This window comes from Streptomyces sp. NPDC107562 (genome assembly GCF_055657325.1).
The window spans coordinates 91,099-106,770 of record NZ_JBVKBE010000010.1 but is presented as its reverse complement, the minus strand read 5'-3'; the positions used below and the strand labels follow the sequence as shown (position 1 = coordinate 106,770).

The 15,672-nt window shown below is 74.4% G+C and carries 9 protein-coding genes and 1 tRNA gene; 8 read left to right on the top strand and 2 right to left on the bottom strand.

The window, feature by feature from the left end; genetic code table 11:
• The first annotated feature begins 84 nt into the window (after nucleotides 1-84).
• From tmk to ACZ7LV_RS25855, 7 genes are all read left to right on the top strand, one after another.
• On the top strand, nucleotides 85-3,330 hold the full coding sequence (tmk, locus tag ACZ7LV_RS25885; RefSeq protein ID WP_471942594.1) for a dTMP kinase: 3,246 nt from the start codon (nucleotides 85-87) through the stop codon (nucleotides 3,328-3,330).
• A 272-nt stretch (nucleotides 3,331-3,602) separates the two neighbouring features.
• Nucleotides 3,603-4,808 carry a DNA polymerase III subunit delta' gene (locus ACZ7LV_RS25880; protein WP_471942592.1) on the top strand — a complete coding sequence of 402 codons (1,206 nt, stop codon included), beginning with the start codon at nucleotides 3,603-3,605 and terminating at the stop codon, nucleotides 4,806-4,808.
• Between the two features lie 140 nt (nucleotides 4,809-4,948).
• The gene (locus ACZ7LV_RS25875; protein ID WP_471942590.1) at nucleotides 4,949-6,550 is read left to right on the top strand and encodes an alpha/beta hydrolase; all 1,602 of its coding nucleotides are present in this window, start codon (nucleotides 4,949-4,951) and stop codon (nucleotides 6,548-6,550) included.
• A gap of 107 nt (nucleotides 6,551-6,657) precedes the next feature.
• Nucleotides 6,658-6,731, top strand: a tRNA-Thr gene (locus tag ACZ7LV_RS25870).
• 359 nt (nucleotides 6,732-7,090) lie between these two features.
• Nucleotides 7,091-7,504: a hypothetical protein gene (locus ACZ7LV_RS25865; protein WP_471942589.1), complete on the top strand. Its 414-nt coding sequence runs from the start codon at nucleotides 7,091-7,093 to the stop codon at nucleotides 7,502-7,504.
• 88 nt (nucleotides 7,505-7,592) lie between these two features.
• Nucleotides 7,593-8,201 (top strand): TetR/AcrR family transcriptional regulator, encoded by a 609-nt coding sequence (locus ACZ7LV_RS25860; RefSeq protein WP_471942588.1) that lies wholly within the window; start codon nucleotides 7,593-7,595, stop codon nucleotides 8,199-8,201.
• Complete coding sequence (locus tag ACZ7LV_RS25855; protein WP_471942586.1) at nucleotides 8,198-8,866, top strand: histone deacetylase; 669 nt, start codon at nucleotides 8,198-8,200, stop codon at nucleotides 8,864-8,866. Before ACZ7LV_RS25860 ends, ACZ7LV_RS25855 begins: the two co-directional genes overlap by 4 nt.
• A gap of 19 nt (nucleotides 8,867-8,885) precedes the next feature.
• Here the strand turns inward: ACZ7LV_RS25855 and ACZ7LV_RS25850 are convergent, their stop codons facing one another.
• Nucleotides 8,886-9,845 (bottom strand): D-2-hydroxyacid dehydrogenase family protein, encoded by a 960-nt coding sequence (locus tag ACZ7LV_RS25850; protein WP_471942584.1) that lies wholly within the window; start codon nucleotides 9,843-9,845, stop codon nucleotides 8,886-8,888.
• A 389-nt stretch (nucleotides 9,846-10,234) separates the two neighbouring features.
• Here ACZ7LV_RS25850 and ACZ7LV_RS25845 point away from each other — a divergent pair, with 389 nt between their 5' ends.
• Nucleotides 10,235-13,483 (top strand): AfsR/SARP family transcriptional regulator, encoded by a 3,249-nt coding sequence (locus tag ACZ7LV_RS25845; RefSeq protein WP_471942583.1) that lies wholly within the window; start codon nucleotides 10,235-10,237, stop codon nucleotides 13,481-13,483.
• Here the strand turns inward: ACZ7LV_RS25845 and ACZ7LV_RS25840 are convergent, their stop codons facing one another.
• Complete coding sequence (locus tag ACZ7LV_RS25840; RefSeq protein WP_471942581.1) at nucleotides 13,484-15,175, bottom strand: bifunctional 3'-5' exonuclease/DNA polymerase; 1,692 nt, start codon at nucleotides 15,173-15,175, stop codon at nucleotides 13,484-13,486.
• Nucleotides 15,176-15,672: the final 497 nt, after the last annotated feature.

Here is a 15,672-nt window from a genome sequence, read left to right as displayed (position 1 = left end):
GCCCCGCCACCACATCGGTGCCGGGGCGTGCGGACGTTCGGGCGGGCGCACTGGAGTGTCGGTGCGGCCCGATAGGCTGAAAGCATGACGCGAGCCGAGCAGCCAACGGCCCATCACCCGGCCCCCGACGACGCCCTCGTCGCAGACTCCCGCGAGCGTGCCGTGCGCGCGCTGTTGCGCCGGCCACAGCTGAGGAGGCTGTGGAGCGCACAGCTCGTCAGCGGCATCGGCGACATGCTCGCGCTCCTGGTGCTGGTCCTCCTCGTCCTCCAGGCGGCGATCGCCGAGGAGTCGTTCGGTGGCGGGTACCGGGGCGTGGCGTTCGCGGTCGCGGCGGTCTTCGCGGTGCGCGTCCTCGCGACACTGCTCTTCGGCGCCGTGCTCCTCGGGCCGCTCTCCGCGCTCACCTCGCAGGACGGCCCCCTCGACCGCCGCTGGACCATGGTCGGCGCGGACGGCCTGCGGGTCGCGCTGCTGATCATCGCGCCGCTGTGGATCGACTGGACGCCTCAGGACGCGCTCGCCCTGCTGCTGGTGACCGTGTTCGTCACCGGGGTCGCCGAGCGGTTCTGGACGGTGTGCCGCGAGAGCGCCGCGCCCGCGCTGCTGCCCGCGCCGCCCCCGGAGGGCGCGACGGTACGGCCGCTGCCGGACCACCTGGACGCGCTGCGGCGCCTGTCCCTGCGTACGACCTTCGTGACCGTGCCCCTCGCGGCCGCCGTACTGGTAGTCGCCGGATTGTTCAACAATCTGCTGGGGGCCGGGATCGCCTGGTTCGGCCAGCACCAGGCGGCCCTCGCCTCGTACGTGGCGGCGGGCCTGTTCGCCGCGTCGCTGTCGGTGCTGACCTTCCTGGAGGTCCCCGGCACCCGCACCCCGCGCGCGCGGTCCCCGCTGGAGGGGCTGCGCCGTCCCCGCTCGGCAGAGGGCTCCGACAAGGGCCGCACGGGTGCGATGCCGCTGCTGGTGCTCGCCTGCGCCGCCGTCGCCGGCGCGGTGGCCGCCGTCGTCGCGGTGTCCGTGCTGCACGCCAAGGACCTGGGCGGCGGCCCGGTGACGTACGGGCTGCTGGTGGGCGTGCTCACCGGCGGTGTCGTCGTCGGCGTCCGCACAGCCCCCAAGGTGCTGGTGTCGCTGTCGCGGCGCCGCCTGCTGGCCCTGGCGATCGCCTTCACCGGCGTCGCGCTGCTGGCCGCCGGGCTCGTCCCGGACCTCGCCACCGTGCTGCTGATCGTCGCGCTGGCCGGCGCGGGCGCCGGTGTGGCCGCCAACACCGGCCACACGCTGCTCGACCAGGAGTCCGAGGACTTCCGGCGGGCCCGCACGACCGAGCACCTGCACGCGATGGTGCGGGTCTTCGTGGCGCTCGGCGCACTGATCGCGCCCGTGGTGGCGGCGCTGATCGGGCCGCACCGGCTGGAGAACGGCAAGTTCGTGTTCGCGCACGGCGGGGCGGCGTTCACGCTGATGCTGGTCGGCGCGCTGCTGCTGCCGGTGGCCGCGCTGGTGCTGGCCAAGCTCGACGACCGTTCCGGGGTGCCGCTGCGCCAGGACGTGCGCCACGCGCTGCTCGGCGGCGACGACCCGGAGCCGACGCCCGCCACCACCGGGTTCTTCATCGCCCTGGAGGGTGGCGACGGTGCCGGCAAGTCCACCCAGGCCGAGGCGCTCGCCGAGTGGATCAGGGCCAAGGGCCACGAGGTGGTGCTGACCCGGGAGCCGGGGGCCACCCCCGTGGGCAAGCGGCTGCGCTCGATCCTGCTGGACGTCTCCAGCGCCGGGCTCTCGCACCGGGCCGAGGCGCTGCTGTACGCGGCGGACCGGGCCGAGCACGTGGACACCGTGGTGCGGCCCGCCCTGGAGCGCGGCGCGATCGTCATCTCCGACCGCTACATCGACTCCTCGGTGGCCTACCAGGGTGCGGGCCGTGACCTGTCGCCGACCGAGATCGCCCGTATCAACCGCTGGGCGACCCACGGCCTCGTCCCGCATCTGACCGTGCTGCTGGACGTCTCGCCGGAGGCCGCGCGTGAGCGGTTCACGGAGGCGCCCGACCGGCTGGAGTCGGAGCCCGCCGAGTTCCACGCGCGCGTGCGGTCCGGCTTCCTGACGCTGGCCGCGGCCGACGCCGGGCGCTATCTGGTGGTGGACGCCGGGCAGGAGGCCGAAGCCGTCACCACCGTGATCCGGCACCGGCTCGACCAGCTGCTGCCGCTGTCCGAGGCCGAGGTCAGGGCCCAGGAGGAGGCCCGCCGCAAGGCCGAGGAGGAGGCCCGCCGCAAGGCGGAGGAAGAGGCCGCCCGCAAGGCCGAGGAGGAGCGCCTGGAGCGCGAGCGCCAGGAGCAGCTCGCCCGGCTGCGCGCCGAGGAGGAGGAGCGCAAGCGGCGCGAGCTGGAGGAGGCGCAGCGGCGCGAGGCCGAGCGGCAGGCGGAGGAGGCCCGGCAGCGGGCCGAGGAGGCGAGCCGCCGCGCCGAGGAGGAGCGGGTCCGGCTCCTCGCCGAGGAGCGGGCGCGCGCCGAGGAGGAAGCCCGCCGCAAGGCCGAGGAGGACCGGCGCCGGCAGCAGGCCGAGGAGGAGGCCCGGCTGCGCGCCGAGGCCGAAGAGCGCCGCCTGGAGAAGCAGCGCAAGGCCGAGGAGGCGCTGCTGCGGGCCGAGGAGGCTCGCCGGGCCGCCGAGCAGGCGGCGTCGGCGGCGGCAGCGGGACCCCGGCCGGCGGCTCCCGCGACGCCCGACGTGCCCACCGACGCGGCGACCGTGCCGACGCCGGTGGTGACGCCGACCAACGCCTCCGGCGGACCCGTGGAGGACACGGCGGTACTGCGGCCGGTGCGCCCCGACGCCGAGAGGCCGCAGGCGCGGACGGACGCCGGTGGATCCGACGCCGAGGTGACGACGGAGCTGCCGCAGCCGGGGACGACTGCGGGTGCGGCCGACGAGACGGCGGTGCTGCCGCCGGTCGACCACCGGCGCGGGGCGGGAGAGCCCTCCCGTGCCGCCGACGAGACGGCCGTGCTGCCGCCGGTCGTGCCCGGCGCCGCGGACGAGACCGCGGTGCTGCCGCCCGTGCGGGACGAGGACCCCGCCGACCGGGTGCCGCCCGGCTTCTTCCGGGACGAGCCCCAGGGCGCGGGTCCGGACGGCACCGAGGACCGCACGCGGGAGCTGCCCCAGCTCGACGCCGACGGCAGGCCGCAGCGACGGCCCCGTCCGGACTGGGCCGAGGAGACCCCGCTCGACGACCTGCCGTCGCTGGCGGACGAACTGCTCGGACCGCACGAGGACGGGTACGACGACGAGCAGGACGGGCGCGGGAAGGGGCGCGGGCGATGAGGCGCGTGCGCTGAGGCGGCGCGTGCGCTGAGGCGGCGCGTGCGCTGAGGCGGTGCGTGCGCTGAGGCGGTGAGTGTGCTGACGGGGGGCGTGCGGCTGACGGGACGTGGCCGTGGAGCCCTCCGTCGTCGTTCCTGGCCGCGTCCCGCCGCCTCTCGCCGTGTGGTCGGTGGTCGCGTCCGCCGTTGTCGGTGGTCGCGTCCGCCGTTGTCGGTGGGCGCCCCCACAATGGAGGGCGTACCGCGAAGTGTGACGGAAGGGCGGCGTGACCCATGAGCGTCTGGGACGACCTCGTCGGGCAGGAGCGGGTGAGCGAGCAGCTCACCGCCGCTGCCCGGGACGCCGACGCCTTGGTCTCCGCCGCCGCGGCCGACACCGCGCCCCCCGAGGCGTCCAGGATGACGCACGCGTGGCTGTTCACGGGACCGCCCGGCGCGGGACGGGTCCGGACCGCGCGGGCGTTCGCGGCGGCGCTGCAGTGCGTCAGCCCGGACCGGGCGCTCGGCGGCGCACCGGGGTGCGGTTTCTGCGACGGGTGCCATACGGCGCTGGTCGGTACGCACGCCGACGTCTCCACGGTCGTCGCGGTCGGTGCGCAGATCCTGGTCGACGACATGCGGGACACGGTCCGCAAGTCGTTCACCTCCCCGGCGAACGGCCGCTGGCAGGTGATCCTCGTCGAGGACGCCGAGCGGCTGAACGAGAAGTCCGCCAACGCCGTCCTCAAGGCGGTGGAGGAGCCCGCCCCGCGGACGGTCTGGCTGCTGTGCGCCCCCTCCATCGAGGACGTCCTGCCCACCATCCGCTCCCGCTGCCGCCATCTGAACCTGAGCACGCCCTCGGTGGACGCCGTCGCCGACATGCTCGTGCGCCGCGACGGCGTCGAGCCCGACGTGGCTGCCGCGGCGGCCCGCGCCACGCAGGGGCACGTCGATCGGGCCCGCCGCCTCGCCACGGACCCGGCGGCACGGGAACGCCGGGCGGCCGTGCTCAAACTGCCGCTGCGTGTGGACGACGTCGGCGGCTGTCTCCGGGCGGCGCAGGAGCTGGTGGACGCGGCCGCGGAGGACGCCAAGCAGCTCGCCGAGGAGATCGACGGCAAGGAGACCGAGGAGCTGAAGACGGCGCTGGGCGCGGTGCAGGGAGGCCGGATGCCGCGGGGCACGGCGGGCGTGATGAAGGACCTGGAGGACAAGCAGAAGCGCCGGCGGACCCGGACGCAGCGCGACAGTCTCGACCTCGCCCTCACCGACCTGACCGCCTTCTACCGCGACGTCCTCGCCCTCCAGCTCGGCTCCCGCGTCGCGCTCGCCAACACGGACGCCGAGGACGCGCTGGAGCGGCTCGCGCGGAGCAGCGCACCCGAATCCACGCTGCGGCGCATCGAGGCGATCGCCGCGTGCCGCGACGCGCTCGACCGGAACGTGGCGCCGCTGCTCGCTGTCGAGGCGATGACCCTGGCCCTCAGGGCGGGGTGAGCGGGGGGCGCCGGCGATGTCTGTCAGCGCCGTCGACGACGTACCTCGTCCGTGGGACATCCGTGGGACAGCCTGCACTCGTCCGAGGCGCGGGGCGCACGGAGCGCGTTCAGGCGATGGCGCAGCGTTACGCTCGCGGGATGCACACAAGGCGCACCCACCGCAGGCCCAGGTCCGTGTTCAGCGTCAGGTCCCGCACCGGAGCCGGATTCCTCGCCATCGCGGCGCTGGTCGCATCCGCCTGCTCCTCCGGGAGCTCGACGAGTTCCGCCAGCGCGCCGGCCCAGGCGGCGCTCGCCGCGCTGCCCCAGGCGGCGTCCGCCGCGCTGGCGTCGTACTACGGGCAGAAGCCGAGCTGGCGCTCGTGCGGTGTCCCCGGCTTCGAGTGCGCGACGCTGCGGGCGCCGCTCGACTACGCCAGGACCGACGCCGGCGACGTGCGGCTCGCCGTGGCCCGCAAGAAGGCCTCGGGGCCGGGCAAGCGGCTGGGTTCACTGCTGGTGAACCCGGGCGGGCCGGGCGGTTCGGCGGTCGGCTACCTCCAGTCGTACGCCGGGATCGGCTACCCCAAGGAGGTGCGTGACCGGTACGACATGGTCGCGGTCGACCCGCGCGGGGTCGCCCGCAGCGAGCCCGTCGAATGCCTCGACGGGCGGGAGATGGACGCGTACACACAGACGGACATCACACCCGACGACCGGCGCGAGGTCGACGGCCTGGTCGCGGCGTACAAGAGCTTCGCCGAGGGGTGCGGGGCGGACGCGCCCGATCTGCTGCGGCACGTCTCCACCGTCGAGGCGGCCCGGGACATGGACATCGTGCGGGCGGCGCTCGGCGACCGGAAGCTGACCTACGTCGGGGCGTCGTACGGGACGCTGCTCGGTGCGACGTACGCCGGGCTCTTCCCGAAGCAGGTGGGGCGACTGGTGCTGGACGGCGCGATGGACCCGACGCTGTCGGCGCGGCGGCTGAACCTGGAGCAGACCGCCGGGTTCGGGACGGCGTTCACGGCGTTCGCGAAGGACTGCGTGCGGCATGCCGACTGCGCCGTCGGGGGCCGTGGGGTCAAGCCGGAGCAGGTCGGGCGGAACCTGAAGGCGTTCTTCGACAAGACCGACGCGAAGCCGCTGCCCACCGGCGACGAGGGCGGCCGCCGCCTCACCGAGTCGCTGGCCACCACCGGGGTGATCGCGGCCATGTACGACGAGGCGGCCTGGCCGCAGTTGCGCGAGGCACTGACCGCGGCCGTGAAGAAGAACGACGGCGCGGGACTGCTGGCCCTGTCCGACGGCTACTACGAGCGGGACGCCGACGGCCGCTACTCGAACCTGATGTACGCCAACGCCGCCGTGAACTGCCTGGACCTCCCGCCCTCCTTCGACACCCCGGACGACGTCCGCAAGGCGCTGCCCTCCTTCGAGAAGGCGTCCCCCGTGTTCGGCGAATCCCTCGGCTGGGCCGCCCTGAACTGCGCGTACTGGCCGGTCGCGCCCACGGGCGAGCCGCGCCGCATCGAGGCGAAGGGCGCGGCGCCGATCGTGGTGGTCGGCACCACCCGGGACCCGGCGACGCCGTACCACTGGGCGCAGGGCCTCTCCCGCCAGCTCTCCTCCGGCCGCCTCCTGACCTACGACGGCGACGGCCACACCGCGTACGGGCGCGGCAGCGAGTGCATCGACCGTACGATCAACGCGTATCTCCTGCGCGGCACGGCACCCAAGGACGGAAAGCGCTGCTCCTAGAGCCGCCCCCGGCCCCGGCGTCGCCCGCTCCGGGGCCGGTACGGAGCACCCCCGGAAACTGTGTAGACTTACCGACGTTGCTGATCGCACCATGGTGCGGACAGCGCGCCGCCTTAGCTCAGATGGCCAGAGCAACGCACTCGTAATGCGTAGGTCTCGGGTTCGAATCCCGAAGGCGGCTCTCTCTGAAGCCCAGCCCAGACATTGTCTGAGCTGGGCTTTTGCGTTCGAGGAATTGCTGGTGAACATCCGGGTTTGCGCCGTTCCTTTTTGGCCTTTAGGTGTCGTTTGCCAATTTCCGGGTGGATGTCAACATGCGAAACTCCAGCAGCATCATGAGCATGTCGTTGTAGGGGAGAGTGGGGAGTGTTGCGCGGGATGTGGGGGGCCGTTGTGCTGACGACGGCTGTGCTGCTTGTTGGATGCGGGACGGACAGGGCAGGACGTTCCCATGACGGCGGGGACGCGGGGACGCGGACGGCCGGCGACAGCACTGCGAGCGCGAGTGCGAGCGGGAGCGCGGCAACGACCGCGACGGAGATGAGCCATTCCGAGGTACGAGCGGGCGTTGCCGCCGGTATGAGAGCCGGGGGGTTCTCCGAACCGAGGTACGCCGCCCCCGAGGACGACGATGCGTTCGACGTTTGCATGATCGACGGTGGTACCCCCACCGACACTGATCCGAGCCCGAAGGACACCGCCCTTCTGGCCGGCGAATTGAAGCGTCAGGGATGGGTCCAGGAGGACTACTGGACGGAGGAGGGCATGACGCTCCTGTCGATGCGGAAGGGGACGTGGACGCTGGACATCATGGGCGGCACCATTACGAAGGACGAAGTCGCCGAGCGCCTGCCGGAGGATGAGCGGGCGGCCGCCCGGAAAGTCACCGGACTTCGCGTTGCCGCGGTCGACCGTGCTTGCGCGGACCGGGTGTACAAGACCCTGCACTCGTGACCTGAGCCGGGTCATCGGCGGCAGCTGTGGGGGGCCAGCCTCTCCCGTCCGCCGGGAGGTGGATGAGGTATCCGGTTAGACTCGTCGCATGACGAGCGCCCGCCGGCGCAAGGACGCCGCCCGTAACCGGGAGCGGATTGTCGCCGTGGCCCGGGAACTCGTGGACGAGGGCGCGCCGCTGCAGCTCAACGACGTGGCCCGCCGGGCGGGTCTGGGCGTCGGTACCGTCTACCGTCACTTCCCCACCGCCGAGGCTCTCCTGGAGACCCTCGCGGCGCCCGGTCTTGAGGCGCTCGCCGCCTACGGCGAGCGGGCGCTGGCCGACGACGACCCCGGCCGGGCATTGGCCCGCTTCCTGCGCCGCACCGTCGAGGCGCAGGCCACCGACGCTTCGCTGTCCCAGGTCACCGCCATGGCCGTGGACGCCCTGCCGCGCACCACGGAGGTGAAGCGGGCGCTGGGGGCGGTCGGCGGGCGGCTGCTCGACCGGGCCCACGCGGCCGGCGCCGTGCGCCCCGAGCTGGCCGGCGAGGACCTGGTCCCCCTGATGTGCGGGATCGCCTACGCCGCGCACGTCCACGGCGGCGCCGCCGGCCGCGTCGAGACCGCTCGCCGCTATCTGACCTCGCTGCTGGAGGGCCTCTACCCCGCCACCGCCGGGCCGGGGCAGCCCACGGCGAAGGACCCGTCGGCGTGAAGGCGCTCACGAGCATCGACGCCACGCTGCCCACGGACCAGCACCCCGAGCACGTCTGGTACACCTCCTACGGCTCCAACGTGCATCTCGACCGGCTCGCCTGCTACATCAGGGGCGGTCGCCCGGCGGGGGCCGGGCGGGAGTACCCGGGGTGCCGCAACCCGGCGATGCCCACGCGGTCGATCCCGGTGGAGCTGACCGGCGCCCTGTACTTCGCCACCAGGTCCCCGGTATGGGGCGGCGGCCGGGCCTTCTACGACCCCCGGTGCGGCGGCCGGGTGCTCGCCAGGGCACACCTGGTGACCGCCGACCAGTTCTTCGACATCGCCGCCCAGGAGATGTATCGGGACCCGGGAATGGACCTCGACCTGGTCGACGTACTGACGAACGGGCGGGCCGTGCTGGGGGAGGGGCGCTACGAGACCCTCGTGTGCGCCGGGCAGGTCGCCGGTCTGCCCGCGCTGACCTTCACCGCCCCCTGGCGGATGAACGAGGTGCCATGGGTACCGCCCTCCGCCGACTACGTGAGGTTCCTGTCCTCGGGCCTGCTGTCGGCGGGCGCGTGGGACAGGGAGGCGATCACGTCGTACGTCGCCGCCTGCCCCGGCGCGCGCGGTCACTGGTCGCAGCGGGCCCTCGTCGATCTGCTGAGCCCGGACACGTGACGGAGTGCGCCGGGCCCGGTCAGCCGAGGACGCGGACCGGGGTGCCGGACAGGTAGGCCTCGATGTCCTCGACGGCCTGCCCGTAGTAGCGGCGGTAGTTGGCCTGCGAGACGTAACCCAGGTGCGGGGTGGCGAGCAGGCGCGGGGCCGCGCGCATCGGATGGCCGGCGGGCAACGGCTCGACGTCGAAGACATCCACCGCCGCGCCGGCGATCCGGCCCTCGTGCAGGGCCGCGAGGAGTGCCTCCTGGTCGACGATCGCCGCGCGGGAGGTGTTGACCAGGTGCGCGGTCGGCCGGAGGAGGGACAGTTCCGCCGGGCCCAGCAGCCCCCGGGTGCGGTCGCTCAGGGCCAGGTGGACCGAGACGAAGTCGCTGGTCGTGAGGAGGTCCTCCAGCGTCGGGGAGAGGTGGACCCCGATCTCGTCCGTGCGTTCCTTGGTGAGGTGCTGGCTCCAGGCCGTGACCTCCATGCCGAAGGCCAGGCCGATCCGGGCCACGCGGCTGCCGATCTTGCCGAGGCCGAGCAGGCCCAGGCGGCGGCCGTGCAGGTCCGCGCCGACGGTGGACTGCCAGGGGCCGCCGGTGCGCAGGGCGGTGCTCTCCTGGACGATGCCACGGGCCAGGCCGAGGATCAGGGCCCAGGTCAGCTCGACCGGGGGAGTGGAGGAGCTCTCCGTGCCGCACACGGTGACGCCGTTGGCGTGCGCGGCGGCGTCGTCGATCACGGAGTTGCGCATGCCGGAGGCGACGAGGAGCTTGAGGCGGGGGAGCCGTTCGAGGAGCGTGGCGGGGAAGGGGACGCGTTCGCGCAGGGTGACCACGAAGTCGAAGTCGACGAGTGCCGTGGCCAGTTCGTCCTCGGTGGGGAAGTGGTCGGAGAAGGTCACGACGTCGACCCTCTCGTCGAGGGGGGTCCAGTCGGCGACGGTGGTCGCGACGCCTTGGTAGTCGTCCAGTACGGCGCAGCGGTAGCGCATGTCTCGTCCTCCCGGGGGCCGGTGTCTCTCCCGTGTCTCTCCCCCAGGGTGGCGGGTGCGCGCACGTTCGGACGCGGGCCCCCGTCGTTCACCTCTGCCGACCGGGGCCCACTGGCGTCCCGGGCCCGGCCGCGGCGGCGACACTCCCCCGAGTTGCGCGGCCATACGCGCGCACCGTCGGGCCGGATCCGATGATGTGATCACATCAGGCCACACCAACGGATCGCTAACATGTGGCCAAGGGTTTCCTCGGCGTCTGCCCGTCTCGGCGTCCGCCGGTCCTGGCGCCTGTCCGGGGGACCGGTGTGCCGGAACGGTGGCGGGTTCCGGTCGTGGTCGCCCGGACGCGGGTGGCGGAAAGTGCCGGGTGGAAGGCTGTGGGCGGCGTGATGCGGTGCGGACCCCGGTTCGGGCTGCGGTCCGGACTCCGGTTCGGACTGCTGGGGCCGCCTGTTCTGTACGAGCCGTGTGGCGGGCGGCCGTTCCACGAGGAGCCGGCGCACGAGTCGTCGCACGAGGGGTCGTCGCAGGACGAGTCGTCGCATGAGGGGTCGTCGCACGACGGGTCGTCGCAGGACGGGTCGTCGCACGAGGTGCTGCGGGGACCTGCCGTGCGCCCCCTGAGCAGCCCCATGGCACGCGTCCTCCTCGCCGCCCTGCTCCTCGAAGCCGGCCGGGTCGTCCCCGTCGCGTCGCTCAAGGACACCTTGTGGGGCGGCGCGCCGCCCGCCTCCGCGCAGGCCTCCCTGCACAACCACGTGGCCCGGCTGCGCCGGATGCTCGACGATCCCGGGCGACTGCGTGCCGTGCCGCCCGGATACCTGCTCCGCGTCGAGCAGGGTGAGCTGGACGTCCATGTCTTCGAGTCCCACGTCGCCGCCGCGCGTCATGCGCACGCGGGGCGGGAGTGGGAGCGGACCGTGCGCGAGTGCGCGCGGGCGCTCGCGCTGTGGCGGGGCGCGCCCCTGAGCGGGCTGCCGGCCGACGTGGGCGGGTACGCGTTCGTGCAACGGCTGGTCGAGGCGCGCCTGCTGGTCCTGGAGTGGCGCCATGACGCCGAACTCGCCCTCGCGGAGGAGTGGACCGCCGGACGGGAACGGCTGGCCGGGCTCGTCCCGGAGCTGGCCGCCCTCGCCGCCGAGCATCCGCTCCACGAGGCCTACCACCGCCAGCTCATGCTTGCCCTGCACCGCACCGGCCGCCGCGCCGAGGCCCTCGCCACCCATCGGGATCTGCGGTCGCGGCTCCTGGAGGAACTCGGTGTCGAGCCGGGGGCGGGGGTGCGCGCGGCCCATGTGGAGGTGTTGCGGGGGGCCGTACAGAGGGATGCCGCGCCGGAACCGGAGCTTCCGGGCGACCGGACCGCGCCCGGCGCGAGCGCGGCGCAGCCGGACGAGCGCGGCCAGGAGACGGCCGCCGCACCGAGACCGTCCCAACTCCCACCCTCACCCGCACACTTCACCGGCCGTGTCCCGGTCCGCGACGCCCTGCTCCGGACCCTCGCCCGGCCGGCCGCGCTCGCCGTCGTCAGCGGCATGGCCGGCGTCGGCAAGAGCGCGCTCGCGCTGTATGCCGCGCACGCGATGGCGGAACGTTTCCCCGATGGTCAGCTCTACGTCCATCTGCACGGCGCCACCCCCGGCATGACCCCCCTCGCCGCGGGCCAGGCGCTCACCGCGCTCCTGCGCGACCTCGGTGTCGAGCCCCGCAGCATCCCCGAACACCCCGATGCCGCCGCCGCGTTGCTGCGCTCGCTGCTCGCCCCGACGCGCACGCTCCTGGTGCTGGACGACGCCGCGAGCGCCGCCCAGGTACGGCCGCTGCTGCCGGCCGGCGCCGGGTGCGCGGTGATCGTCACGAGCCGTTCGCCGCTGACCGCGCTCGACGGCGCCCGGCGCTTCGCGCTCACGCCGCTGAGCGGAGCGGAGAGCGCGGCGCTGCTGCGGGCGGTGTCCGGGCGGGACGGGCTCGACGCCAGGCACCCGCTCGTCGAACTCACCGGCCGGCTGCCGCTCGCCCTGCGCGTCGTCGCCGCCCGGCTCGCCGCCCGCCGGGCGCTCACCCCGGACGTGCTCGCGGCTCAACTGACCGCGACCGAGGGGCGCTTGCACCATCTGGAGTACGACGACCTGAGCGTGCGGCGTTCCCTCGCCGTCGCCCACGACGCGCTCGCCGCCTCCGACCGCGAGGCCGACCGGGACGCCGCCGTCGCACTGCGCAGCGTCGGTGCGCTCGACCTGCCGTCGTACGGCGCACCCCTGATCGCCCGTCTCACCGGCACCGGCGAACGCCGCGCCGAGGCCGCACTGGACCGGCTGGTCGACGTGGCCCTCCTGGAGGAGACGGCGTACGCCCGCTACGCACCCCACGACCTGGTCCGCGACTTCGCCCGCGAACTGGCCGCCTCGGGCGGACGGACGGAGGCCGACACGGCCGACCCGCACTCCCATTCTCACCTGAACCCTGACCCGCACCCCAGCCCAGACCCCCACCCCCACGAAGACCTCGTCGACACCGCCCTCCGCTGGTACGCCGCCACCGCCGAGCGCACCCTCACCGCCATCGTCGAGCCCGGGCTCGACCAGGACGACCGTCGCCGTCCCACCGCCGCCCAGCCCGCCGACCATGCCGCGCACGTGGCGACGGTGGCCGCCTTCGAAGGAACCGAGGCGGCGTTCGCCTGGGCGGACGGCGAACTGTGCAACATCGTCGCGCTGGTCGAGGCGTACGCCGATGGTGCGTGCGAGCGCCGTGCCGCCTACCTCGCGACCCTGCTGCGGCTGCTCTCCCCCTGCCTCCACCGCGGCGGCCGCATCCCCGAGATGGAACTGCTCGGCCGGGCCGCGCTCCAGCTGGCGCGGCGGTTCGGGGACGCGGCGGCGGAGGCGACCGCGCTGGTCGACCTCGCCGGGATGCACTTCCTCACCGGCCGGCACAGCGAGGCCCTCGCGCTGAACGACGAGGCGCTGGGCATCTGGCGTCGCCTCGAAGCCGTCTCCTGGGTCCGGCGCTGCCTCAACAACCGGGGGCTGCTGCTCGAAGGCCTGGGACGGTACGCGGAGTCGGAGGACGCGCTGCGCCAGAGCCTCGGGTACTCACGCCGGCTGAACGATCCGTACGGCGAGGCCGTGACGTACAGCCATCTCGGCAACCTGCACGAGCACACCGACCCGCGCGTCGCTGTCGAGCACCACCGCCGTTCGCTCGCCCTCGGCGTCGCGATCGGTGCCGTCATCGTGCAGCACACGGCGCACTGCAACATCGGCTACGCCCATCTCACCCTCGGAGAACCGGCCGCCGCCGCCGAGCACTTCGAGGAGAGCCTGCGTATCCTCGGCGGGCACGGCGACTGGCACGGCGAGTCGCAGAGCCGGCTCGGCCTGGTCCGCGCGCTGCGGCAGCTGGGCCGTGCCGGGCGCGCCGAGCGTGAGTGCGCGGAGCTGCTGCGCCGCGCGGACGCCCGCTCCGACCGGTACACCGGGGGCCTCGGCCGTCACCAGCGCGGTCTGCTGCTGCGCGACCAGGGCCGCGAGGACGAGGCGCACCAGGCGTGGCGCACCGCTCTCGCCGACCTGGACGGCACGGACGAGCGGGCGGTCCTCACGGAACTCCGGTCCCTGATCCCGCGTTCCTCCTGATCACTTCGCGTCGGCGTAGCACTCGACCACCGCCGTCGAGAACGGGAACCGCACCGGTGTCTCGCCGAACGTCAGCCGGGCCGCCAGTGCCCCCGCCTCCCGGATCGCGGCGACGACCGTCTCGGCCTCCTCCTGCGGACAGTGCACGATCACCTCGTCGTGCTGGAAGAAGACCAGTTCGGCGGCGAGGTCCGCGCAGGTGCGGCGCAGCGCGGCGAGCAGCAGCAGGGCCCAGTCGGCGGCACTGCCCTGGACGACGAAGTTGCGGGCGAAACGGCCGCGGGCGCGGGCGTTGGTGGAGGCGTGACCCGGCACCCACTGCGGGGAGTCCGGCTCGTCCTCCGCCGCGGTGACGGGGATGCCGGCCTCCTCCGCCGCGTCCTCGCCCGCCCCGGCGGCCGGGGGACAGGTCCGACCCAGCCACGTCCGCACCAGGCGACCCTCCTCACCGGCGCGGGCCGCGTCGTCGACGTACGCCACCGCCTTGGGGAAGCGGCGTCTGAGGGCGGCGAGGTTCTTCAGCCCGTCGCCGGAGGTCTGCCCGTAGACCGCGCCGAGCACGGCGAGTTTGGCCTGGGCGCGGTCGCCGGAGAAGGCGCGGTCGGAGACGGACTGGTACAGGTCGCTCTCGCGGCCGGCGACCTCCATCAGACCGGGGTCGCGGGAGATCGCCGCCAGCACGCGCGGCTCCATCTGGTCGGCGTCCGCGACGACCAGCCGCCAGCCCGGGTCGGCGACCACGGCACGCCGGATGACCTTGGGGATCTGCAGGGCGCCGCCGCCGTTGGTCACCCAGCGGCCGGTGACCGTCCCGCCGGCCAGGAACTCCGGCCGGAACCGCCCGTCCCGCACCCAGTCCTGGAGCCAGGACCAGCCGTGCGCGACCCGGATGCGGTACAGCTTCTTGTACTCCACCAGCGGTTTCACCGCCGGATGGTCCAGGGTCTCGATCTCCCAGCGCCGGGTGGAGCCGATCTTGATGCCGGCCTGCGCGAAAGCCTTGATCACGTCGGCCGGCAGATCGGGCCGCACCCGGCGCCCGAACGCGGCGGACACCTCGTCCGCGAGCTCGGCCAGGCGGCGTGGCTCGCCACCGCCCGCGTACCGCTCCCCGAGCAGTTCGTGCAGGACCTCGCGGTGCACCTCGGCGCTCCAGGGCACCCCGGAGCGGTTCATCTCGGCCGCCACCAGCATCCCCGCCGACTCGGCGGCCGTCAGCAACCGCATCCGGTCGGGGTGCGCGGCCCGGTCGTGTCGTCGCTGCTGCTCGGCGTAGACGGCGAGCAGGTCGTCGAGGGGTACGTGTCTGCTCCGGGGCTCGAACAGCGGGGACTGGGCGCCCGGTTCGGCGGCGCGCTGCGGGGGATCGGGCGGTACGGGTCCGCCGCGCAGGCGGGCGAGGGCGGCGGCCGCCGAGCGGGGTTCGCCGTACCGCCCCTCGTGGCCGAGGAGGAGGGTCTCGGCGTCCTCGATGTCGTAGCACCGCTCCACCCGCACCCCGGCGGCGAGCAGGCGGGGATAGATCTCGGCGGTCGACCGCCACACCCACCGCGTGACCTGCGGCCGGCTGCGGACGGCGGCCGCCGGGTCCTGCTCCCGCAGCACCGGCCCGGCGGGCAGCCCGTCGGGACCGAGGGGGGCGACGTCCACGCCACCGTCCTCGGCCGGAGCGAGCGCCCACCGGTCGGCCACGCCTGCGAGTCTCGCACCAGGGTCTGACAACACCGCCCCACGCCACCACCCCGACCCACGGCCCCCGGAGTGGAGCGCCCCCGCACGACCTCCGGCATGCCCCCCGACTGGACGTCCGCGGGTACGTGTTCCCGGGCACGGGCTACCTGTCACGACCTTCGGGCAGGTCCCTCGCATGGACGTCGCGGGCACGGATTCCCGGACAGCGGCGCCCGGCACGGCCACTCCGGCACGGAGCTCGCCGCGGACGGCCCTGCGGCACGGCCTCGGTCACGGCCAGGCGACCGGGCGGAGCGCGGCGATGTCGCCGCCGGTGACCCGGTGACCCGGTGACCCGGTGACCCGGTGACCGGGCCCGCGCTCGGCCGGGCCGCAGGCCCCGGCCCGGGTGCCCCTCCAGGGCCGCCCCGGGGGTGCCTCCGACACGGAGCTAGCCGCGGACGGCCCTCCGTCACGGCCTCTCGGTCACGGCCACTCCGGCACGGAGCTCGCCGCGG

Bases quoted from the DNA above. Each gene is read 5' to 3' on its own strand.
- ACZ7LV_RS25850 (WP_471942584.1), bottom strand. From the start codon at position 9,845: ATGCGCTACCGCTGCGCCGTACTGGACGACTACCAAGGCGTCGCGACC.
- ACZ7LV_RS25845 (WP_471942583.1), top strand. From the start codon at position 10,235: ATGCGGTGCGGACCCCGGTTCGGGCTGCGGTCCGGACTCCGGTTCGGA.
- ACZ7LV_RS25875 (WP_471942590.1), top strand. From the start codon at position 4,949: ATGCACACAAGGCGCACCCACCGCAGGCCCAGGTCCGTGTTCAGCGTC.
- ACZ7LV_RS25880 (WP_471942592.1), top strand. From the start codon at position 3,603: ATGAGCGTCTGGGACGACCTCGTCGGGCAGGAGCGGGTGAGCGAGCAG.
- ACZ7LV_RS25865 (WP_471942589.1), top strand. From the start codon at position 7,091: ATGAGCCATTCCGAGGTACGAGCGGGCGTTGCCGCCGGTATGAGAGCC.
- tmk (WP_471942594.1), top strand. From the start codon at position 85: ATGACGCGAGCCGAGCAGCCAACGGCCCATCACCCGGCCCCCGACGAC.
- ACZ7LV_RS25860 (WP_471942588.1), top strand. From the start codon at position 7,593: ATGACGAGCGCCCGCCGGCGCAAGGACGCCGCCCGTAACCGGGAGCGG.